Raw genomic sequence first — 16,302 nt, forward strand, 5'->3', positions numbered from 1 at the left:
CCGGAAATGTTATATTTTAATATCGGGATAGTCGATATAAGGGGTTGATATGCGGCAAAACAGCAGGCTATTAACGGTATTTTCGTGGTTAACCATCGCGGTTCTGTGCGCGACCGCGTTCTTCGGGTCGGTGCAGCCGGCTCGTGCCCAGAGTTCAGCGACGCGCGCGGACGCGGTCGTGCTGGTAAACTCGGCGAGCCCGGCTTATTCTGATTTCCAGACCCTGGTCCAACCCTATCTGGACCAGTTTGGGGTGCCCTATCACATCATCGATGTGTCCACAACGCCTGTTCCGGCCGATCTTTCGACGTATGCCCTGATCATCATCGGGCACGGCCGAATCGACACCTCCGGAACGCTGTTGGACAGCGCCGAGCAGCAATCCATTTCCGGCGCGGTCAACCTGGGGACCGGGCTGGTGAATTTCGACAGCGTGCTCGTCAACGGAACCACGCCGTATTACGGGTACGTTCAGAGTATTTTTGGCTTCGGCTACACATCCGCCAGTTCCTCTTATTCAGTTCAGGTTAATTCCAACGCCGCGGTCGGCGCCTACATTCTGGCCGACCAATCCACCAATCAGGTCTATAACACGCTGGAACCGTTCACCCCGACCGGCGTCACCCTGCCGGCGAATGCTTCCGCTTTGTTGAGCGTTGGCGGGCAGCCCCTGCTGGTGGCGCGCAATTATGGTCAGGGTCGCGCCATCCAATGGACATCCATCGATTGGATCCGGCGCTATGTCTGGGGTCCACTGCGCGGCTGGGATGATATGGTCTGGCGCAGTCTGGTCTGGGCGGCCCGCAAACCTTTCGTGCTGCAGGGCATGCCGTCCTTCGTCACCCTGCGTGTGGATGATGTGGACGGTCCTTTTGGCTGGCTGCCCATCACGACCCAGTCCGGTTTTCGTCCCTGGTTGGGCATTTTCATGGACACGATCGTGGATGTACCCACCCTGAAACAGGTGGTGGATACCGGGAACGCCACCGTATCGATCCATTCGCGCGCATCTTACGACTGGTTCTATTTCGATCACATTTCGGTCAGCAACTGGCCGGACGCGACGGTTGCCAAGAATTTCGCCGACGGCACCGCCTGGCACACCCAGAATCAGATTCCCATCTCGAAATATGTCGTGCCGCACTATTATGAGTTCGGCACCAACGTTTTCGGCGGCCTGCGAGACTGGGGGGTCGAATTTATCGGCACCCCGACCCTTCCGGGGGACGAATATGGGGGCATGTGCCTGATCGGGAAACCCTACCGGCTGACGAATACGGATTGTTACAGCGCAGATAACAATCCATTTTATTACGCCGATTTCCTGCAGGTTCCGGGGCACCCCGAGTTCAACGGCCAATTTTTCAACGTCCTCACCGAAATTCGGGGCGAACCGGCTTACGAATGGGCTCCGGATAACGACGTGACCTCGACCATCAACCGCGGCGTGACGCACCTGAGCCGGGCCATCCAGGGCATGGACCTGGCGACCCTGTTCACGCACGAGACCTACATTCAGGGCATTACGACCAGTAACTGGGACGCCATCATGAGCGGTCTGGCGGCCGCCCTGCAGCCGTACAATCCTGAATTCGTCACCATGGATTACGCAGCCCAGTATGTGCGCGCCGTTTATACATCGAATATCTCGGACAGCGTCATTAATTCGAGCAGCGGGCTGCTGGAAACGACCCTGACCGGCTCGACGGACATGGCCACCCGGTTCATGTTATTCTCGGAGGCCAACGGGCAGATTCAGCGTAGTTCAGTATACGTGCCAGTCTTCTCGGGCAGCACGGTTGTGGTGGTCGATCCGCAATCCCCGCCGCCGCTGCCCACGGCCACGCCGACGGTCAGCCCCACGGCTACGCCGGTGAGCGCCACGCCGACGCCAACGCTTACGCCACTGCCTTCCTTTACGCCCACTCCCACCGTGACCGGGGTCATTCCCAGCCCAACGGCAACGAACACCGGTTTGCCGCCCACGTTGACGCCCACATCGGCGACTTCCACTCCGCTGCCGAGCCCAACACCCACGACCAGCGCCGGCACGCCCATTCGCATCAACCTGTATGAAGATAATCACCAGGACCCGGTGCTGGCGACAACCACCGACTCCGGCGCCTTGAGCGCGACCGACAACCAATGGACTGAGTTTCTCTACCAACCGCGCGGCTACCCGGGGATTTTTGCAGCCACGAGCGAGCAGCCGCCGTTGATGCGGTTCTATGCAACGATACCTTCCGGCACGTATACGCTGGTGGCCAATCTGTACCGGCATGCCAACCTGCGTTATTTCTGGGGATATTCCGCAAGCACCCCTCAGAGCAACTCCTACGATGTGACGACGGGCACGGGCGGAAGTTTCACTGAATTTACCCTGGGGACGGTGACGGTCAATAATAATCTGCTCGAAATCTACGTCAATCGCGCCGATTACCTGCCCGGAGCCAGCACCTATCCATATTACGGGTGGTCCTATATCCGCCTGATTCCACTTTCTGTACCGACGGCGACCTCTACTCCACAGCCGCCGACGGCAACCAGCATCCCATTGCCGACCGCGACCCTTACCCCGCTGCCGCCGACGGCCACGAGCACTCCGACCCCCGCACCGACTTTCACGCCGTTGCCTGTAGCAACCAATACGCCGCTGCCAACCGCGACCAATACCCCGCTGCCAACGGCGACCAATACGCCATTGCCGACGGCAACCAATACTCCGCTGCCAACGGCGACCAATACCCCCCTGCCAACCGCGACCAATACCCCGCTGCCAACCGCTACGAACACGCCGCTGCCAACCGCGACCGATACTCCAATCCCGCCAACCGCTACGAATACGCCGTTGCCGACGTCAACCAATACCCCACTGCCGACGGCGACCAATACGCCGCTGCCGACCGCGACCAATATGCCGTTACCGACGGCAACCAATACGCCAATCCCGCCAACCCCTACGAATACGCCGCTGCCGACAGCAACGAATAAACCAATCCCGCCAACCGCTACGTATACGCCGTTGCCGACGTCAACCAATACCCCACTGCCAACCGCAACCAATACGCCATTGCCGACGGCAACGAATACGCCAATCCCGCCAACCGCAACGAATACGCCGCTGCCGACCGCAACCAATACGCCGTTACCGACCGCGACCAATACGCCGCTGCCGACCGAAACCGATACACCAATCCCGCCGACGGCAACGAATACGCCGCTGCCCACGGCGACCAATACCCCGTTGCCAACGGCGACCAATACCCCGCTTCCCAGCCCAACACCGACCGCCACGCAATCGCCGATCCGCTTCGACGTCTGGGCCGACGCCAACCAGGAACCCATCCTGACCACGACCAACAATGTCGCGGATTTGATCGCCACGGATAACCTGTGGACCGAATTCCTGTACGAACCGCGCGGCTACCCGGGCGTGTTCGCCAGCTACAACGAGCAACCGCCGGTCGAACGCTTCTATGCCTCCGTACCGGACGGCACCTACACCTTCTACGCGGGCCTGTACTTCCACGCCAACCTGCGCTACTACTGGGGATTCTCGGCCAGTTCGCCCGAGACGAACAGCTTCGAGGTTCGCAAAGGCACACGCGGCACGTTCAATGAATACAATCTGGGCACCGTCACGGTGACCAACGGCGTTTTCCAAATTTACGTCGACCGCGGAGATTTCATCAACGGCAACGGCAGCTATCCCTTCTACGGCTGGGCCTGGATTCGCCTGGCGCCGCTGCCCTGATTTGATTTCCACCTTCCACCGATAGAGGTCCTGATCGATCAGAACCTCTATTGAGCGTTCAGATCCTCGACAGATACCTAAGGCGGACATTTTGAAGACCAACCCCTGGTTGCTGGCAATTGGGCTGATCCTGCTATCGATATTGGCGTTGATCCTGGGACGAGCCATGATGCCGGTTACGCCCGCGCTGACGCATGATTCGGCCGCTTACCTGAACGCGGCTGAAAACCTGGCTTCCTCTGGCCAACTGCGGATCGACATGACGCTGACGACCGCCCAGGAATCGTCCCGGCGTTTGTGCGCCTATATGCCCGGTTACGCCGTCTTCCTCTCCGGCCTGCTGCGCCTGGGGATTTCAGAAAGCGCGGCGCTCTACGGGTTGACCCTGGCCGGTCTGATCCTGATGGGCCTGATGGTGGCCGTACTGGTCCGGGAATTGACTCACAGCCTGTTCCTGGCCATCGCGGCCGGCGCAATTTTGTTGATTTTCCAGCCCCTGCTGGACACGATGACCTACGCGTTAACCGAGACGCTGTACATCCCGGTTTCGCTGGCGCTCATCTGGGTCATCTCGCGCTACGTCCGCAGCGCGCGCCCCGAGATCGGCGTGATCATCCTTCTTGTGGCCTCGATGGCGGCGTTATCCCTGCTGCGCATCGTCGGCGCCATGCTGGTGGCCGTGGCCGGGGGCGTGTTGGTGTTGCGTTCGCTGTTGAACCGGCGCTGGAGACGGGCTGCCGGCGAGGTCGGTCTGACGGCCTTGTCGCAGATCCCGGCGGCGGCCGTGCTGCTGGCCAACTACCAGCAGACCGGGCGCATCTACTGCGCGACGAACTCGGCGGGCTGGAACATTGAACGCACAACGCGCGGGCTGCTGGCGCAGTTGCTGCTCGGCCAGTTCAAGCCGGATCTCAGCCTGGGGTTGGGCCTGCGCGGTTTCGTCGAAGCCCTGCCGGGTATCGCGATCGGGATCGTCCTGGTTATTTTGGCCCTGGCGTTGGTATATCTGGCCTGGCGCGCGCGCAAACAACTCGGGCAGGCCGGCCGCGATCTGGCGACCTGGCCGGTGCTGGTGATGGTCCTCTATCTGGCCGTCTATTACGGATTCTTCTTCGTTTTTGGCAATACCTGGGCGCGCTGGGACTTTCCGCGCTACTTCGTGCCCGGTTATCCGTTCATCCTGATCCTGGGCCTGCTGGTCCTGGACGCCCTGTTCCGCCGGCTGCCGTATTGGCCGGTGCGCGTCGCCCTATTGCTGGGGCTGGCGGGTGTGGTCTTTGCCTATGCCCAGACCAGCCTGCGCCAGATTCCGGTGGCGGCCGCCGGGCGCGGCATCGAGGCTGCCGAGGTCGGCGATCAGCCGGTGATGGCTTACCTGCGCCAGAATTTGAAAGAATCCGACCTGCTTTTCAGCACGCGCGAGCCGACCCTCTGGTACTATTTTCGCAGGCCGGTGCGGCGCGTAATGGGGCTGACCGAAATTTCCTGCCGACAGTTGCAAGCGCCCCCGGCCGGCGGGCGCAGCCTCTTCGTGCTGTTCCCGGAAGGCAACTACCCGGGCGACCCGGCCAGCGCCGAAGACGAGAGCTGGTTCAGGGGGTGGATCGAATCCTGTGGAAGGGTCGCGGATCATCAGGTGTTTGGGGATAGCGCGGTTTACATCATCGAATGGAACAACCGGTAAGATTCTGAAAGGGTCGAATGACAGCATACGACTTGAAACATGACTTCCCTGCGGCCGGTTCGCAGATGACGACCGTGATTCAGGCGACACACGGTTGGGCATCTCTGGGGCTGCACGATATCTGGGAATACCGCGAACTGCTTTATCTGCTGGTCTGGCGTGAGATTCGCGGCATGTACCGCCAGACCGCGCTGGGCGCCTCCTGGCTTTTCCTGCGCCCGATCCTCAACGTGGTCGTCCTGACGGTTGTCTTTGGCGTTTTCGTGAAAGTGCCCAGCAACGATCTGCCCTATGCCCTGTTTTCGATGTCGGCGCTGCTGCCGTGGACTTATTTCTCCAACGCGGTGCTGCGCTCGGCGGGCAGCCTGGTCCAGAACATGGAGATCATCTCCAAGGTCTATTTCCCGCGCGTGATCATTGCCATCGCCGGGGTGCTCTCCGGATTGGTGGATCTGGCGGCTTCCTTTATCGTTTTTCTGGGCTTCATGGTGTATTTCAAACTGCCGTTGCGCATCGAGATGCTCTGGCTGCCGGCGTTCATTCTGGCATCCATCCTGCTGGCGTTGACGGTGGGATTATGGCTGGCCACGTTGTCGGTGCGCTACCGGGATGTCTCTTTCGCGGTTAATTTCATCCTGCAGGCCGTCATGTATTTATCTCCGGTCATCTATCCGATTTCATCGGTGCCTGAAAAGCTCGTCTTCCTGTACCAGATGAACCCCATGGCTGGCATCATCGAGGGTTTCCGCTGGTCGCTGCTGGGCGCCGGCAGCCCACCCGGGACGACCTTCTGGATCTCGCTGGGCATCATGCTGATCTTACTGGTCTTGGGCGCCTTTGTCTTCCGGCGCACCGAACGCACGATCGTGGATGTGCTATGAGCGAAATTGCCATTCAGGTCGAAAACCTCACCAAACGTTATCGCATCGGCAAGCTGCAGAACGGACAACCCAAGTCGCGTTCGTTGGTCCAGCGGGCGGCCGATCCGTTCCGTTATTTGGTCACCACGCTGCGCCCGCCGAGCGAAGCCGAAACGCTGTGGGCGTTGAACGGCGTTTCCTTCGATGTGCAGCGCGGCAATGTGCTGGGCATCATCGGGCGCAACGGCGCCGGCAAGAGCACGCTGTTGAAACTGCTCTCGCGCATCACCGAACCCACCTCCGGCCGGGCCATCATCCACGGCCGGGTGGGCGCGCTGCTCGAGGTGGGCACCGGCTTCCATCCCGAGCTGACCGGCCGTGAAAACATCTTCCTCAGCGGGGCCATTCTGGGCATGCGGCGGGCCGAGATTGCCCAGAAATTCGACGAGATCGTGACTTTCTCGGGCGTGGAACGTTTCATCGACACGCCGATCAAATATTACTCCTCCGGCATGCGGGTGCGCCTGGGATTCGCCGTGGCGGCTCACCTGGAGCCGGAAGTGCTGCTGATCGACGAAGTCCTGGCGGTCGGTGACGCCGAATTCCAGAAGAAGTGCCTGGGCAAGATGAGCGAGGTGGCCAATCAGGGCCGCACGGTCCTGTTCGTCAGCCACAACATGGCGGCCGTCCAATCCCTGTGCACGCATGGCATCTACATGCAGAACGGCAAGGTGCTGGTGAACGGTTCGATCCGGGACGCGGTGGAGATCTACCTGCGTCAGTTGGAAGAGCGCACCCAGGAGGACCTGGCCCTGCGCGTGGACCGCACCGGCCAGGGTGAAATCCGCCTGAACAGCGTGGAAATCTGGACGCAGACCGACCCGCCTTCCTCGACCCTGATCACCGGCCAGCCGGCGCGCTTCGAGTTCTACCTGAACCGCCCGGTGAAGAGCGTGCGCTTCGAATACCTCGATTTCACCATCTACGACTCCCAGGGCCGCCCGGTGGTCTACTTCAACAGCAGCGAACAAAGCGGCCTGGACCGGCTGGATGAAGGAATGGGCGCGCGTCTGGTCTGCGAGGTGGACGATTTGCTGCTGCTTCCAGGCCGCTACCGCCTGAATGTGGGTCTCAAAGCCAACGGCGACCAGCAGGACCATGTGGAAGGCGCGGCGTTCTTCAATGTTGAAGAGGGCGCCATCCAGGGGCGGGCCGTCGACCAGGCGCGCAGCCGCCGGCCGGGCAGCGTGTACTTCCTGCACCGCTGGGTGCGGCCGGCGTCCGAATGAGAGAGGACAGCTTCAAATGACCCTAAAACAACGCCTGGCCGGTTGGCTTCTGGAATTCTATACGCTGATTCTGCGCGTGCTGCGCCGGGCAGACCGCAACTGGGCGCGGCCCGATTCGGTCATGCTGCTGCCGCCGACATCGCCGGGCAGCCTGGGCGATCAGGCCATCATGCGCGCCTCGGTCGGCGAGTTTCTCGCGCAGGGCGTGCGGCGTATCGTCGTTGTTTCGTATCAGGAGGATGACGATTGGCGCTATTTGGCCGCGCCGCAGGTGGAGCTCCTGCCCATGCAGGATTACTTCGCCTATTCCGCCTGGCGCATGCGCTTCCGCTTCGCGTACCTGGCCAGCCGCCAGCGCCATTTCTATTTTTACGGCACCGATCAGATGGACGGTTTCTACCACGAAGCCTACCTGCTGAAACAGCTCGATCTGCTGCGCCTGGCGGCAAAGACCGGCACGCCGGGCACGATTGTCGGCTTCAGCTACAACAAGAAGCCCACCCCGAAAGCTGTTCAGGCGGTTCAGGACCTGCCCGCCAATGTGAGCCTGTGCGTACGTGATCCCATTTCCCTCAAACGCGTGGCCCGGCACATCCACCGCAGGCTCGAGTTGACCGCCGATGCCGCCTTTTTGCTGCGCCCGGCCAAAGACAGCCCGACGCTGGCCGAACTGCGCACCTGGATGCAGAAACAGCGCGCGGATGGGCGGGTGCTGGTCGGAGTCAACCTGAATTATCTGTTCCTGAACCAGGTCGCGAACTTCTCGGTGGACGAACTGGTGCGGACCTATCGGGCGGCGTTGGCGGAAATGCAGGCCAGGCACGGCAACCTGAGTTTCCTGCTTCTGCCGCACGACGCGCGCGGCGAGGTCAGCGACTTTGCCCTGGCCGGGGCGTTGCTGGCGTCCCTGCCCGAAGCGGACCGTCCGCGCTTCGCCTGCCTGCCGGATGCGATCCAGGCGGATGAGATCAAATCCGTGTGCGGCGAACTGGAAATTGTGCTCAGCGCGCGCATGCACGTGGCGATTGCCTGCCTGGGCATGGGCACGCCGGTAGCCTGCATGACCTACCAGGACAAGTTCGAAGGCCTGTACGAGCATTTCGGGCTGCCGGAGATGACCATCTCCCCCGAGCGGGCCCTGCAGCCGGGTGAGTTCGCCGGTTTCTTTCTGCCGCTGGTCCAGCGCCGGAGTGAATTGCGGGCCCTTATCCAGCGCGAATTGCCGCGCGTGATCGAGTTATCCAGGGCGAATTTTCAGTGAACATTCTGGTCGTTTCCCCCATGCTGCCCTACCCGCCGGACAATGGCGGAGCCGCCCGGCTGTATAACCTGTACAGCCGGCTGGCGCGCCAGCACGCCATCACCTGGATCTGCCCGGTCTGGGAGGGCGAGGAAGCCAACGTCCCCGGCGCGGAACAGTTCTGCCGGCAGGTGGTGCGTCTGCCGCTGGGCGAGCAGCGCCCACTGCCCGAGCGCGGCTGGGCCGGCCTGCTGAAAAAGGGAGTGGCTCACCTGCATTGGGAGCGCCTGTTCGTGTACTGTTTCGGTTACGTTCAGGCGCCGGGCATTTACTGGCTGCCGGCCACGCCGGAGCGCCTCGAAACCGTGGCGCAGACCTTCGCAGAAGGCGATTTCGATCTGGTGGTCAGCGAATTCGAAGGCAATGCTGAACTGATCCCGCCGACGTTGCGCGTCCCGCGCGTGCTCTCCACCCATAATGTCCTTTCCAGCATTTTCAACCGCATCCGCGGCGCGGGTACGGTCAGCCGGGAGGACCGTTTGTTCGCCGGGCTCGACCTGCAGAAAATCATCCGCTACGAAAAGAAGAATTACGCAGCTTATGACGGCGCCGTCGCGGTCTCGGCGGAAGACCAGCGCGTGCTACGCCAGCGCTGCCCGGCCCTGGCGGTGGAGATCATTCCGAACGGCGTGGATGTTGCCCGTTTCCACCCCGGAGACCTGCCGGTCGACGAGCATACGATGGTCTACGTGGGGAACTACAACTATCCTCCTAACGCGGATGCCGTCCTCTATTTTTGCCGTGAGATTTTTCCCCGGGTGCGCAGCCAGGAAAAGGACGCCCGCCTGGTGCTGGTCGGCGCCAACCCGCCGGCTGAACTGGCCGGCCTGGAGGGCGTGGAACGGGCCGGTTTTGCCGCCGATATTTCTCCATTCGTGCAGCGCGCCGGGATGATGGTGGTCCCGCTGCGGTTGGGCGGCGGATCGCGCCTCAAGATTCTGGATGGGCTGGCGATGGGTAAGGCCATCGTCTCGACGACCATCGGCGCGGAGGGCCTGAACGTCACCCATGGCGAGAACATCTGGCTGGCCGACCAGCCGGAGGATTTTGCCGCTGCCGCGCTGCGCCTGATGGCCGATCCGCAGACCCGCGAGCGCCTGGGCGCCAACGGGCGGGCTCTGGTTGAACTCGCATACGACTGGAACATCCTGGCCGGACGCATGAATGCCTGGTTCGAGCAGGTGGTCCGCGAATATCACGCCCGCGCGCAAAAATCGGAGAGGCAACGTGCCCAAGGTTAGCATCATCATCCCAACCTACAACAGCGCTCGTTTTCTGCCGGCCACTCTGCAGAGCGTGCTCGCCCAGACCTACCGCGATTATGAAATCCTTGTGGTGGACGATGGTTCCACGGATGATACTCCCGCGGTCCTGCAGCCCTACCGCTATGAGATCACCTATATTCATCAGGAGAACAAGGAACGGTCCGCGGCGCGCAACAACGCAATTGACCAGGCCAGCGGCGAATACGTCGCCTTTCTCGATTCGGACGACCTTTGGGCGCCGGAAAAGTTGAAACGCCAGGTGGCCGTGCTGGACGCTCATCCTGAGGTGGCACTGGTCTATTGCCAGGCGCGCTATATCGATGAGAACGGCCAGCCAACCGCCTTCTGCGGCGATTGGATCGACGGGCCCAAGGGCGACGAGCTGGTCATCGCGGATTATTTCGAAGCCCTGCTGGGCGGGAATGTCATCTCGGGCGGGGGCTCGACTTCGATGGTCAGGCGGTGGATGCTGAACCAGGTCGGGCCGTTCGATGTGACGTTGAACCACGGCGAGGATTGGGACGTCTGGCTGAGGCTTTCCCGCCTGGGACCCTTTGCGTATCTACCCGAGCCGCTGACCTCATACCGGGTCTATGGGTGGAAGCGGCTGCTCACCCACCAATCCACGTCCCAGGCCATCGAGCAGCACCTGCGCGTGATCGATAAGAACATGGCCGGGTGGGACGGCGATCCGGTGCGGGGTGAAAGGCTGCGCAAGAATGCCATGCGCGGCGCTTACCTGCTGGCCGCATTGGGGGGTTATCAACTGGGTAATTTCGCCAGCGCGATGGATTCCCTGGCCAGAGCGGTTCAATTGGATCCAAATCTGGGCGCAGAACAGGAAATCCTGTGGCTGGCCGTCGACCGCGCCAAGATCATCGAGCGCGCGAGTGGATCATACGCCGAAGCCATCGGTTTCATGGACAACGTTTTCGATCATTTGCCGCCCGAGCTTTCCGGCCTGCGCATTTCCCGCCGTCAGGCCGCCGGGTGGTTGTACATCAGCGGGGCGTTCGAACAGCACCAGCAGCGCAACGATGCCAGGGCGCGCCGTTTGTTGGTCAGCGGACTGCTGCGCGCTCCGCGGGCGCTGCGCAACCGGGGTGTGCTTTCCATCCTGGCGGATGTGAGCCTTGGGCGGCCGCTGGCTGCGTTTCTCAAGGGTCATCCCGATGAAGAAAAAGCGGCCTGAGACAGGGGTAAAAAGCTGTGCCAAAGGTTAGCGTTATCATCCCTTCTTACAATCGAGCCGATATGGTGCTGGATGCCGTGCGCAGCGTCCAGGCGCAGACCTTCACCGATTGGGAACTGATCGTGGTAGATGACGGCTCGAAGGATAACACCCGTGAGGTGATTGGCGAGGTGGCCGACCAGCGCATCCGCTATATCTATCAGGAGAACAAGGGGCTGCCTGGTGCGCGCAATACGGGCATTCGCAATGCGCGCGGCGAATGGATTGCTTTTTTGGATTCGGATGACGCTTTCCTGCCCGGGAAGCTGGCGGCGCAGTTGGCGGTGATGCAGGCCCGCCCCGGGCTGGGGCTGCTGGCGGCGGGTTTTATCGAAACGGATCGCGAGCTGCGCCCGCTGCGCGAGATGCGTCCCTGGGAAAATCAACCCACATTGACGCTGTTGGATTGGGTGCGGGGCTGCCCCATCTGCCCGGGCGCGCCGCTGGTGCGCAAATCCTGGTTGGAAAAAGCCGGCCTGTTCGACGAGCGCATGCCGTTCGTCGAGGATTGGGACCTGTGGCTGCGTATGGCTTACCTGGGCTGCCCGATGGATTGGCTGCCGGTTCCGGTGTGCTATTACCGCATTCACGGCGGCAACATGGTGCGGCAGGCCGTTCTGATGAAGAACGGGATGCTGACCCTGTTCGATAAGCTGTATTCGCACGAGGACCTGCCTGCCGAGGTACTGGCCCTGCGGGACCAGGCGTACGCCAACGCTTACCTCAACGGAGCGGCGCGGGCGTATGCCGGCAAAGACCCCGGAGAAGGCTGCACCTCATTGAGCAAGGCGCTGCGATTCGATCCGGATCTCCTGCAGGGCCGCCCGCCGCGAGCCTTGAGTTCGCTGATTTCTTTCGCGCTTTCCCCTTTATGTGGGGATGCGCCGGGATTCTTAAACAGCATGCTGGATGCGCTGCCGCCTGAGGCAAGCGGGTGGACCCGGCGCCAGGCCTTCGGCGCGTTTCACGCCGTGCGGGCTTTCGAAGCCGCGCGCTACGGCCATCCGGATACGATTTTCCGCGATGCCGCAGCGGCGGTGTGGCAGGATCCATCCTGGCTGGCCAACCGCGGGTTGATCGCGATCGCGCTGCGGTCCCTGCTCGGGTTGAAGGACTGAACCCCGTACTCGATTTCATTTCGGAAAAGGATGCACATGGCAAAAGCATTGGTGACCGGTGGGGCAGGCTTCGTGGGTTCGCATATCGTCGACCGTCTCTTGCAGGACGGTTATGCCGTGCGCATTCTGGATGCGCTGGATGAACGCGTGCATCCCAACGGAAAGCCGGTCTGGGTTTCCAATGAAGCCGAGTTCGTTCAGGGGGATGTGCGCGACCCGCAGACCGTGGCCAGGGCGCTGCAGGGCGTGCAGGTCGTCTTCCACGAGGCGGCTTATCAGGATTACATGCCCGATTTCAGCCGGTTCCTGCACGTCAACAGCGTCAGTACGGCCTTGATTTTCGAATCGATCCTGGCCAACCACCTGGAGGTCGAAAAGGTCATCGTTGCCTCCAGCCAGGCGGTCTACGGCGAAGGCCAGTACTGCTGTATGAATCCAACCTGCGCGATGAAGGGGCAGATCGTTCAGCCCCCCACGCGCGGCCAGGGACAGATGCAGACCGGCCAATGGGAAATTCTGTGCGAGCTCTGCGGCCAACCGATGGAAGCGCTGCGCCTGCGGGAAGAATATGCCAATCCATACAATGCCTATGCCATCAGCAAGTTCGCGGAAGAACTGGCCGCGGTCCGGTTGGGAAGATTGCACGACATTCCGAGTGTCGCGCTGCGCTATTCGATCGTTCAGGGGCCGCGCCAGTCCCTTTTCAACCAGTATTCGGGAATCTGCCGCATTTTCTCGCTGCGGCTGCTGAATGATCTGCCCCCCGTCATTTATGAAGACGGCCGCCAGACTCGCGATTTCACCCACATCCAGGACGTGGTGGATGCCAATATGGCCGTGCTGCGAGATCCGCGGGCTGATTTTCAGGTTTTCAACGTTGGCAGCGGGCAGTCCCTGGCGGTTCTGGATTACGCCAGGACGCTGATCCGCAAGCTGGGAAAATCCATTCCTCCGCTGGTTCCCGGCGAATTCCGGGTGGGCGACAACCGCAACAGCGTTTCGGATATCTCGCGCCTGCAGTCCCTGGGATGGCGGCCCCGGCACGGCATCGAAGATATCCTGGACGATTACCTGGGATGGATACGCCAACAGGACAGCCTCGAAAGTTATTTTCGGGACGCCGAGAATTTGATGAAGCAAGCCGGTGTCGTTCAAAAAGTACTGACCCAGTCAGCATGAGAATACCAGACCCGGGCCGGCGATCAGGTTTACAAAAGGAAAGCTACTCATGATCCAGAAACCATTTGCAATGGATCGACGCAGTGTCCAGGCCGGCATTCTGGCTTTGATCGTGTTGCTGGGATTAGGCCTGCGGGTTGCCTACCTGTTCATCTCCGGTTCTTGGGGCGCGCCTCCCGCGGATGACGGCATTGAGTACCAGATTTTGGCCGGCAATCTGGCGGCCGGCAAGGGCTATGTGACGCCTGCGGGGGACGCGTATATTTTTCGACCGCCCGGTTACCCCTTCTTCCTGGCGGTCGTGTACGCCGTGACCGGCCCGAATCCGGATGCAGCGCGCCTGGCCAATGCCCTGGTGAGCGCGCTGGCCTGCCTGCCCATCTACGGCTTCGCCCGCCGCCTGTGGAACTGGAAAGCCGGCCTCATTGCCGCGGCCGGACTCGCCTTTCACCCGCTGCTGATCTACCTGGTCGGGCTGATCTACCCCGAGTCGTTGACGGTTTTTCTGGTTGCTTTAAGTTTCTACCTGACCCTGGTCGCCCGCCAATCGTCCCGGGCCTGGCCCTTGCTCCTGCTGGCCGCGACCCTGGCGGAATTGATTTACGTGCGACCCAATCTCCTGATCTGGGTACTGGCGCTGATTCTTTGGGCGCTGGCTGCTTTCCGGACGCCACGCAGCCGGGTCCGGGCGGCCGTGATCGTGATCGGGGGCGCTGTGTTATTGATTGCCCCCTGGTCGCTGCGCAATGCCATCGCATTTGGCGAATTCACCTGGATGTCCACCAATGGCGGGGTGACTTTTTGGGCAAGCAACAATCCGCTGGCGGACGGCGGCTGGATCGAGCCAAGCGCAGCGACCTGGCAGGGCGCCGACCCGCCGGCCGACCTGCGCGGCTGGCCGGACCTGACCCCGCAGGAAAGCGAGCGCCGTTTTCAGGCCCGGGGCATGCAATGGGTTCGCGAGAATCCGGGGGCTTTCCTGGCCCTGATGCCCAGGAAACTGGCCCGTGCCTTCGAATTGAGTTTCGGCAATGAAAGCCGGCAGCTCAATCTGCCGGGCGCCGTGCAATGGCTGTATTATGGCTTCCTGGGGGTATGCCTGTTGGGCGCAATCGTCTCCTGGCGCCAGTGGCGCGACCTGCTGCCGCTCTACCTGCTGACGCTGGTCTTCCTGGCTTCCACGGTGGTGTATTACGGGTCGACGCGCCAGACGACGATGCTGATCCCGGTGATGATCGTATTCGCCGCGAAGGCCATCCTGTGGGCCGTGGAGAGTCTGCTGCGCATCGGGCGCAAAAATCCGGTTGTTGTTCCATCCTGAGCAGGCAGGCGGGTTTCGATTGTTGACTTCTCTGAAAAACAAATCCTGGATCGCGGCCAACTGGGGTCTGATTCTGATCCTGAGCGGCGCGGTCGTGTTGCGCGTCGGGGTCGCGGTATATCTCGGCAACAGCCCTTCCCAGATGCCGGGCATCTATGACGAAGTCTCTTATCACACGCTGGCCCTGCGCCTGATGGAAGGGTACGGCTACAGCTTCCCGGAAAACTGGTATCCATTCACCCTGGCGAATACGCCCACGGCGCACTGGTCGTTCCTTTACCCGCTGTATCTGGTGGGGGTCTACCGCCTGTTCGAGCCTGGCGTCCTGGCAGCCCGTCTGATCCAGGCCGTAATCGGCGGGGCCGGGATGGGTTGGTTGATCCATCGGATCGGAACACGCCTGGCCGGTCAACGGGTTGGCCTGGCCGGGACCGGGCTTTTCGCGGTGTACGGTTACTGGATCTATTACAACGCCGCCCTCATGACCGAGACCTTTTTCACGCTGGCGCTGCTGGTGGCATTGGATCGGGCGCTGGCACTGCAGGAAAAACAGACCCTGCGGCGCTGGGCCGGGCTGGGCGCGGCGCTTGGCGTCGCCAGCCTGTCGCGCCAGACTGCCCTCTTCCTCATCCCGGTATTCCTGGCCTGGCTGGCCTGGACGTTGCGGCGCAGCATCCAATGGCGCGGACTGGCGATGGCTGCGTTGCTCCCGGCCGTTTTTATCGCGCCGGTGACCCTGCGCAACCAGCGCGTTTATCACCAGTTTCTGCTGCTCAATTCGAACTCGGGCTATGCCTGGTACGCCTCGGTCAACCCGGGCCTGGGAACTCGTTGGGATGCGGATAAGGTGGTAGTGCCGGTGCCGGATGGACTGGCCGGGCTCAACGAGGCCCAACTCGACCGCGAGCTTTCGCGGCGCGCCCTGAACACTGTCCTGGCGGATCCGGGCCGCATCGCCGCCCTGACGATATCCAAAGCCCTGGATCAGTTCCGGTTCTGGCCTTCGCCCCAATCCGGCGGGTTCAGCAACCTGATCCGGGTGGGCTCTTTTGGATGGTATTTGCCGCTGATGCTGGCTGGATGGGTCCCGTCGGCGCGGCGCTGGCGGGTTTATCTGCCGGTTTATCTGGCGGCAGTCGTCCTGAGCGCGGTGCACATCCTCACCTGGCCGGCAGCCCGTTACCGCCTGCCCGTGGATGCGCTGATGATGCCGGCGGCCGGATTGGCGCTCGTGGCACTGATGGATTGGATCACATCTCGAACCCGACGGCGCGCCGTCGCAGCCTAGGGATGGGCTTTCT

Annotated in this window: 11 protein-coding genes; all 11 read left to right on the forward strand. The window is 61.8% G+C overall.

The annotated features are described in order from the left end of the window. Positions 1-49 precede the first annotated feature (49 nt). The 11 genes from LARV_RS20565 (at position 50) to LARV_RS06130 (ending at position 16,289) form a co-directional block, all read left to right on the forward strand. Entirely contained in the window at positions 50-3,754 is a 3,705-nt protein-coding gene (locus LARV_RS20565) for a hypothetical protein (protein WP_075072793.1), read from the forward strand. A gap of 91 nt (positions 3,755-3,845) precedes the next feature. Beyond that, the gene (locus LARV_RS06085) at positions 3,846-5,438 is read left to right on the forward strand and encodes a hypothetical protein (protein ID WP_075072794.1); all 1,593 of its coding nucleotides are present in this window, start codon (positions 3,846-3,848) and stop codon (positions 5,436-5,438) included. A 17-nt stretch (positions 5,439-5,455) separates the two neighbouring features. Continuing rightward, positions 5,456-6,319, forward strand: a complete 864-nt coding sequence (locus LARV_RS06090) for an ABC transporter permease (RefSeq protein ID WP_075072795.1) — start codon at positions 5,456-5,458, stop codon at positions 6,317-6,319. Then, entirely contained in the window at positions 6,316-7,587 is a 1,272-nt protein-coding gene (locus LARV_RS06095) for an ABC transporter ATP-binding protein (RefSeq protein ID WP_075072796.1), read from the forward strand. The genes LARV_RS06090 and LARV_RS06095 overlap by 4 nt, the downstream gene beginning before the upstream one ends. A 16-nt stretch (positions 7,588-7,603) precedes the next feature. After that, positions 7,604-8,848 carry a polysaccharide pyruvyl transferase family protein gene (locus LARV_RS06100; protein ID WP_075072797.1) on the forward strand — a complete coding sequence of 415 codons (1,245 nt, stop codon included), beginning with the start codon at positions 7,604-7,606 and terminating at the stop codon, positions 8,846-8,848. Further along, positions 8,845-10,128: a glycosyltransferase family 4 protein gene (locus LARV_RS06105; RefSeq protein WP_075072798.1), complete on the forward strand. Its 1,284-nt coding sequence runs from the start codon at positions 8,845-8,847 to the stop codon at positions 10,126-10,128. The genes LARV_RS06100 and LARV_RS06105 overlap by 4 nt, the downstream gene beginning before the upstream one ends. Continuing rightward, entirely contained in the window at positions 10,115-11,344 is a 1,230-nt protein-coding gene (locus tag LARV_RS06110) for a glycosyltransferase family 2 protein (RefSeq protein ID WP_075072799.1), read from the forward strand. The genes LARV_RS06105 and LARV_RS06110 overlap by 14 nt, the downstream gene beginning before the upstream one ends. A 17-nt stretch (positions 11,345-11,361) precedes the next feature. Beyond that, positions 11,362-12,501 (forward strand): glycosyltransferase family 2 protein, encoded by a 1,140-nt coding sequence (locus LARV_RS06115; RefSeq protein WP_075072800.1) that lies wholly within the window; start codon positions 11,362-11,364, stop codon positions 12,499-12,501. Between the two features lie 36 nt (positions 12,502-12,537). After that, positions 12,538-13,680 (forward strand): NAD-dependent epimerase/dehydratase family protein, encoded by a 1,143-nt coding sequence (locus LARV_RS06120; protein ID WP_075072801.1) that lies wholly within the window; start codon positions 12,538-12,540, stop codon positions 13,678-13,680. A gap of 49 nt (positions 13,681-13,729) precedes the next feature. After that, on the forward strand, positions 13,730-15,001 hold the full coding sequence (locus LARV_RS06125; RefSeq protein WP_075072802.1) for an ArnT family glycosyltransferase: 1,272 nt from the start codon (positions 13,730-13,732) through the stop codon (positions 14,999-15,001). A 22-nt stretch (positions 15,002-15,023) separates the two neighbouring features. Then, the gene (locus LARV_RS06130; protein ID WP_152031724.1) at positions 15,024-16,289 is read left to right on the forward strand and encodes an ArnT family glycosyltransferase; all 1,266 of its coding nucleotides are present in this window, start codon (positions 15,024-15,026) and stop codon (positions 16,287-16,289) included. Positions 16,290-16,302 lie beyond the last annotated feature (13 nt).

The organism is Longilinea arvoryzae (genome assembly GCF_001050235.1).
GTDB classification, from domain to species: Bacteria; Chloroflexota; Anaerolineae; order Anaerolineales; family Anaerolineaceae; genus Longilinea; species Longilinea arvoryzae.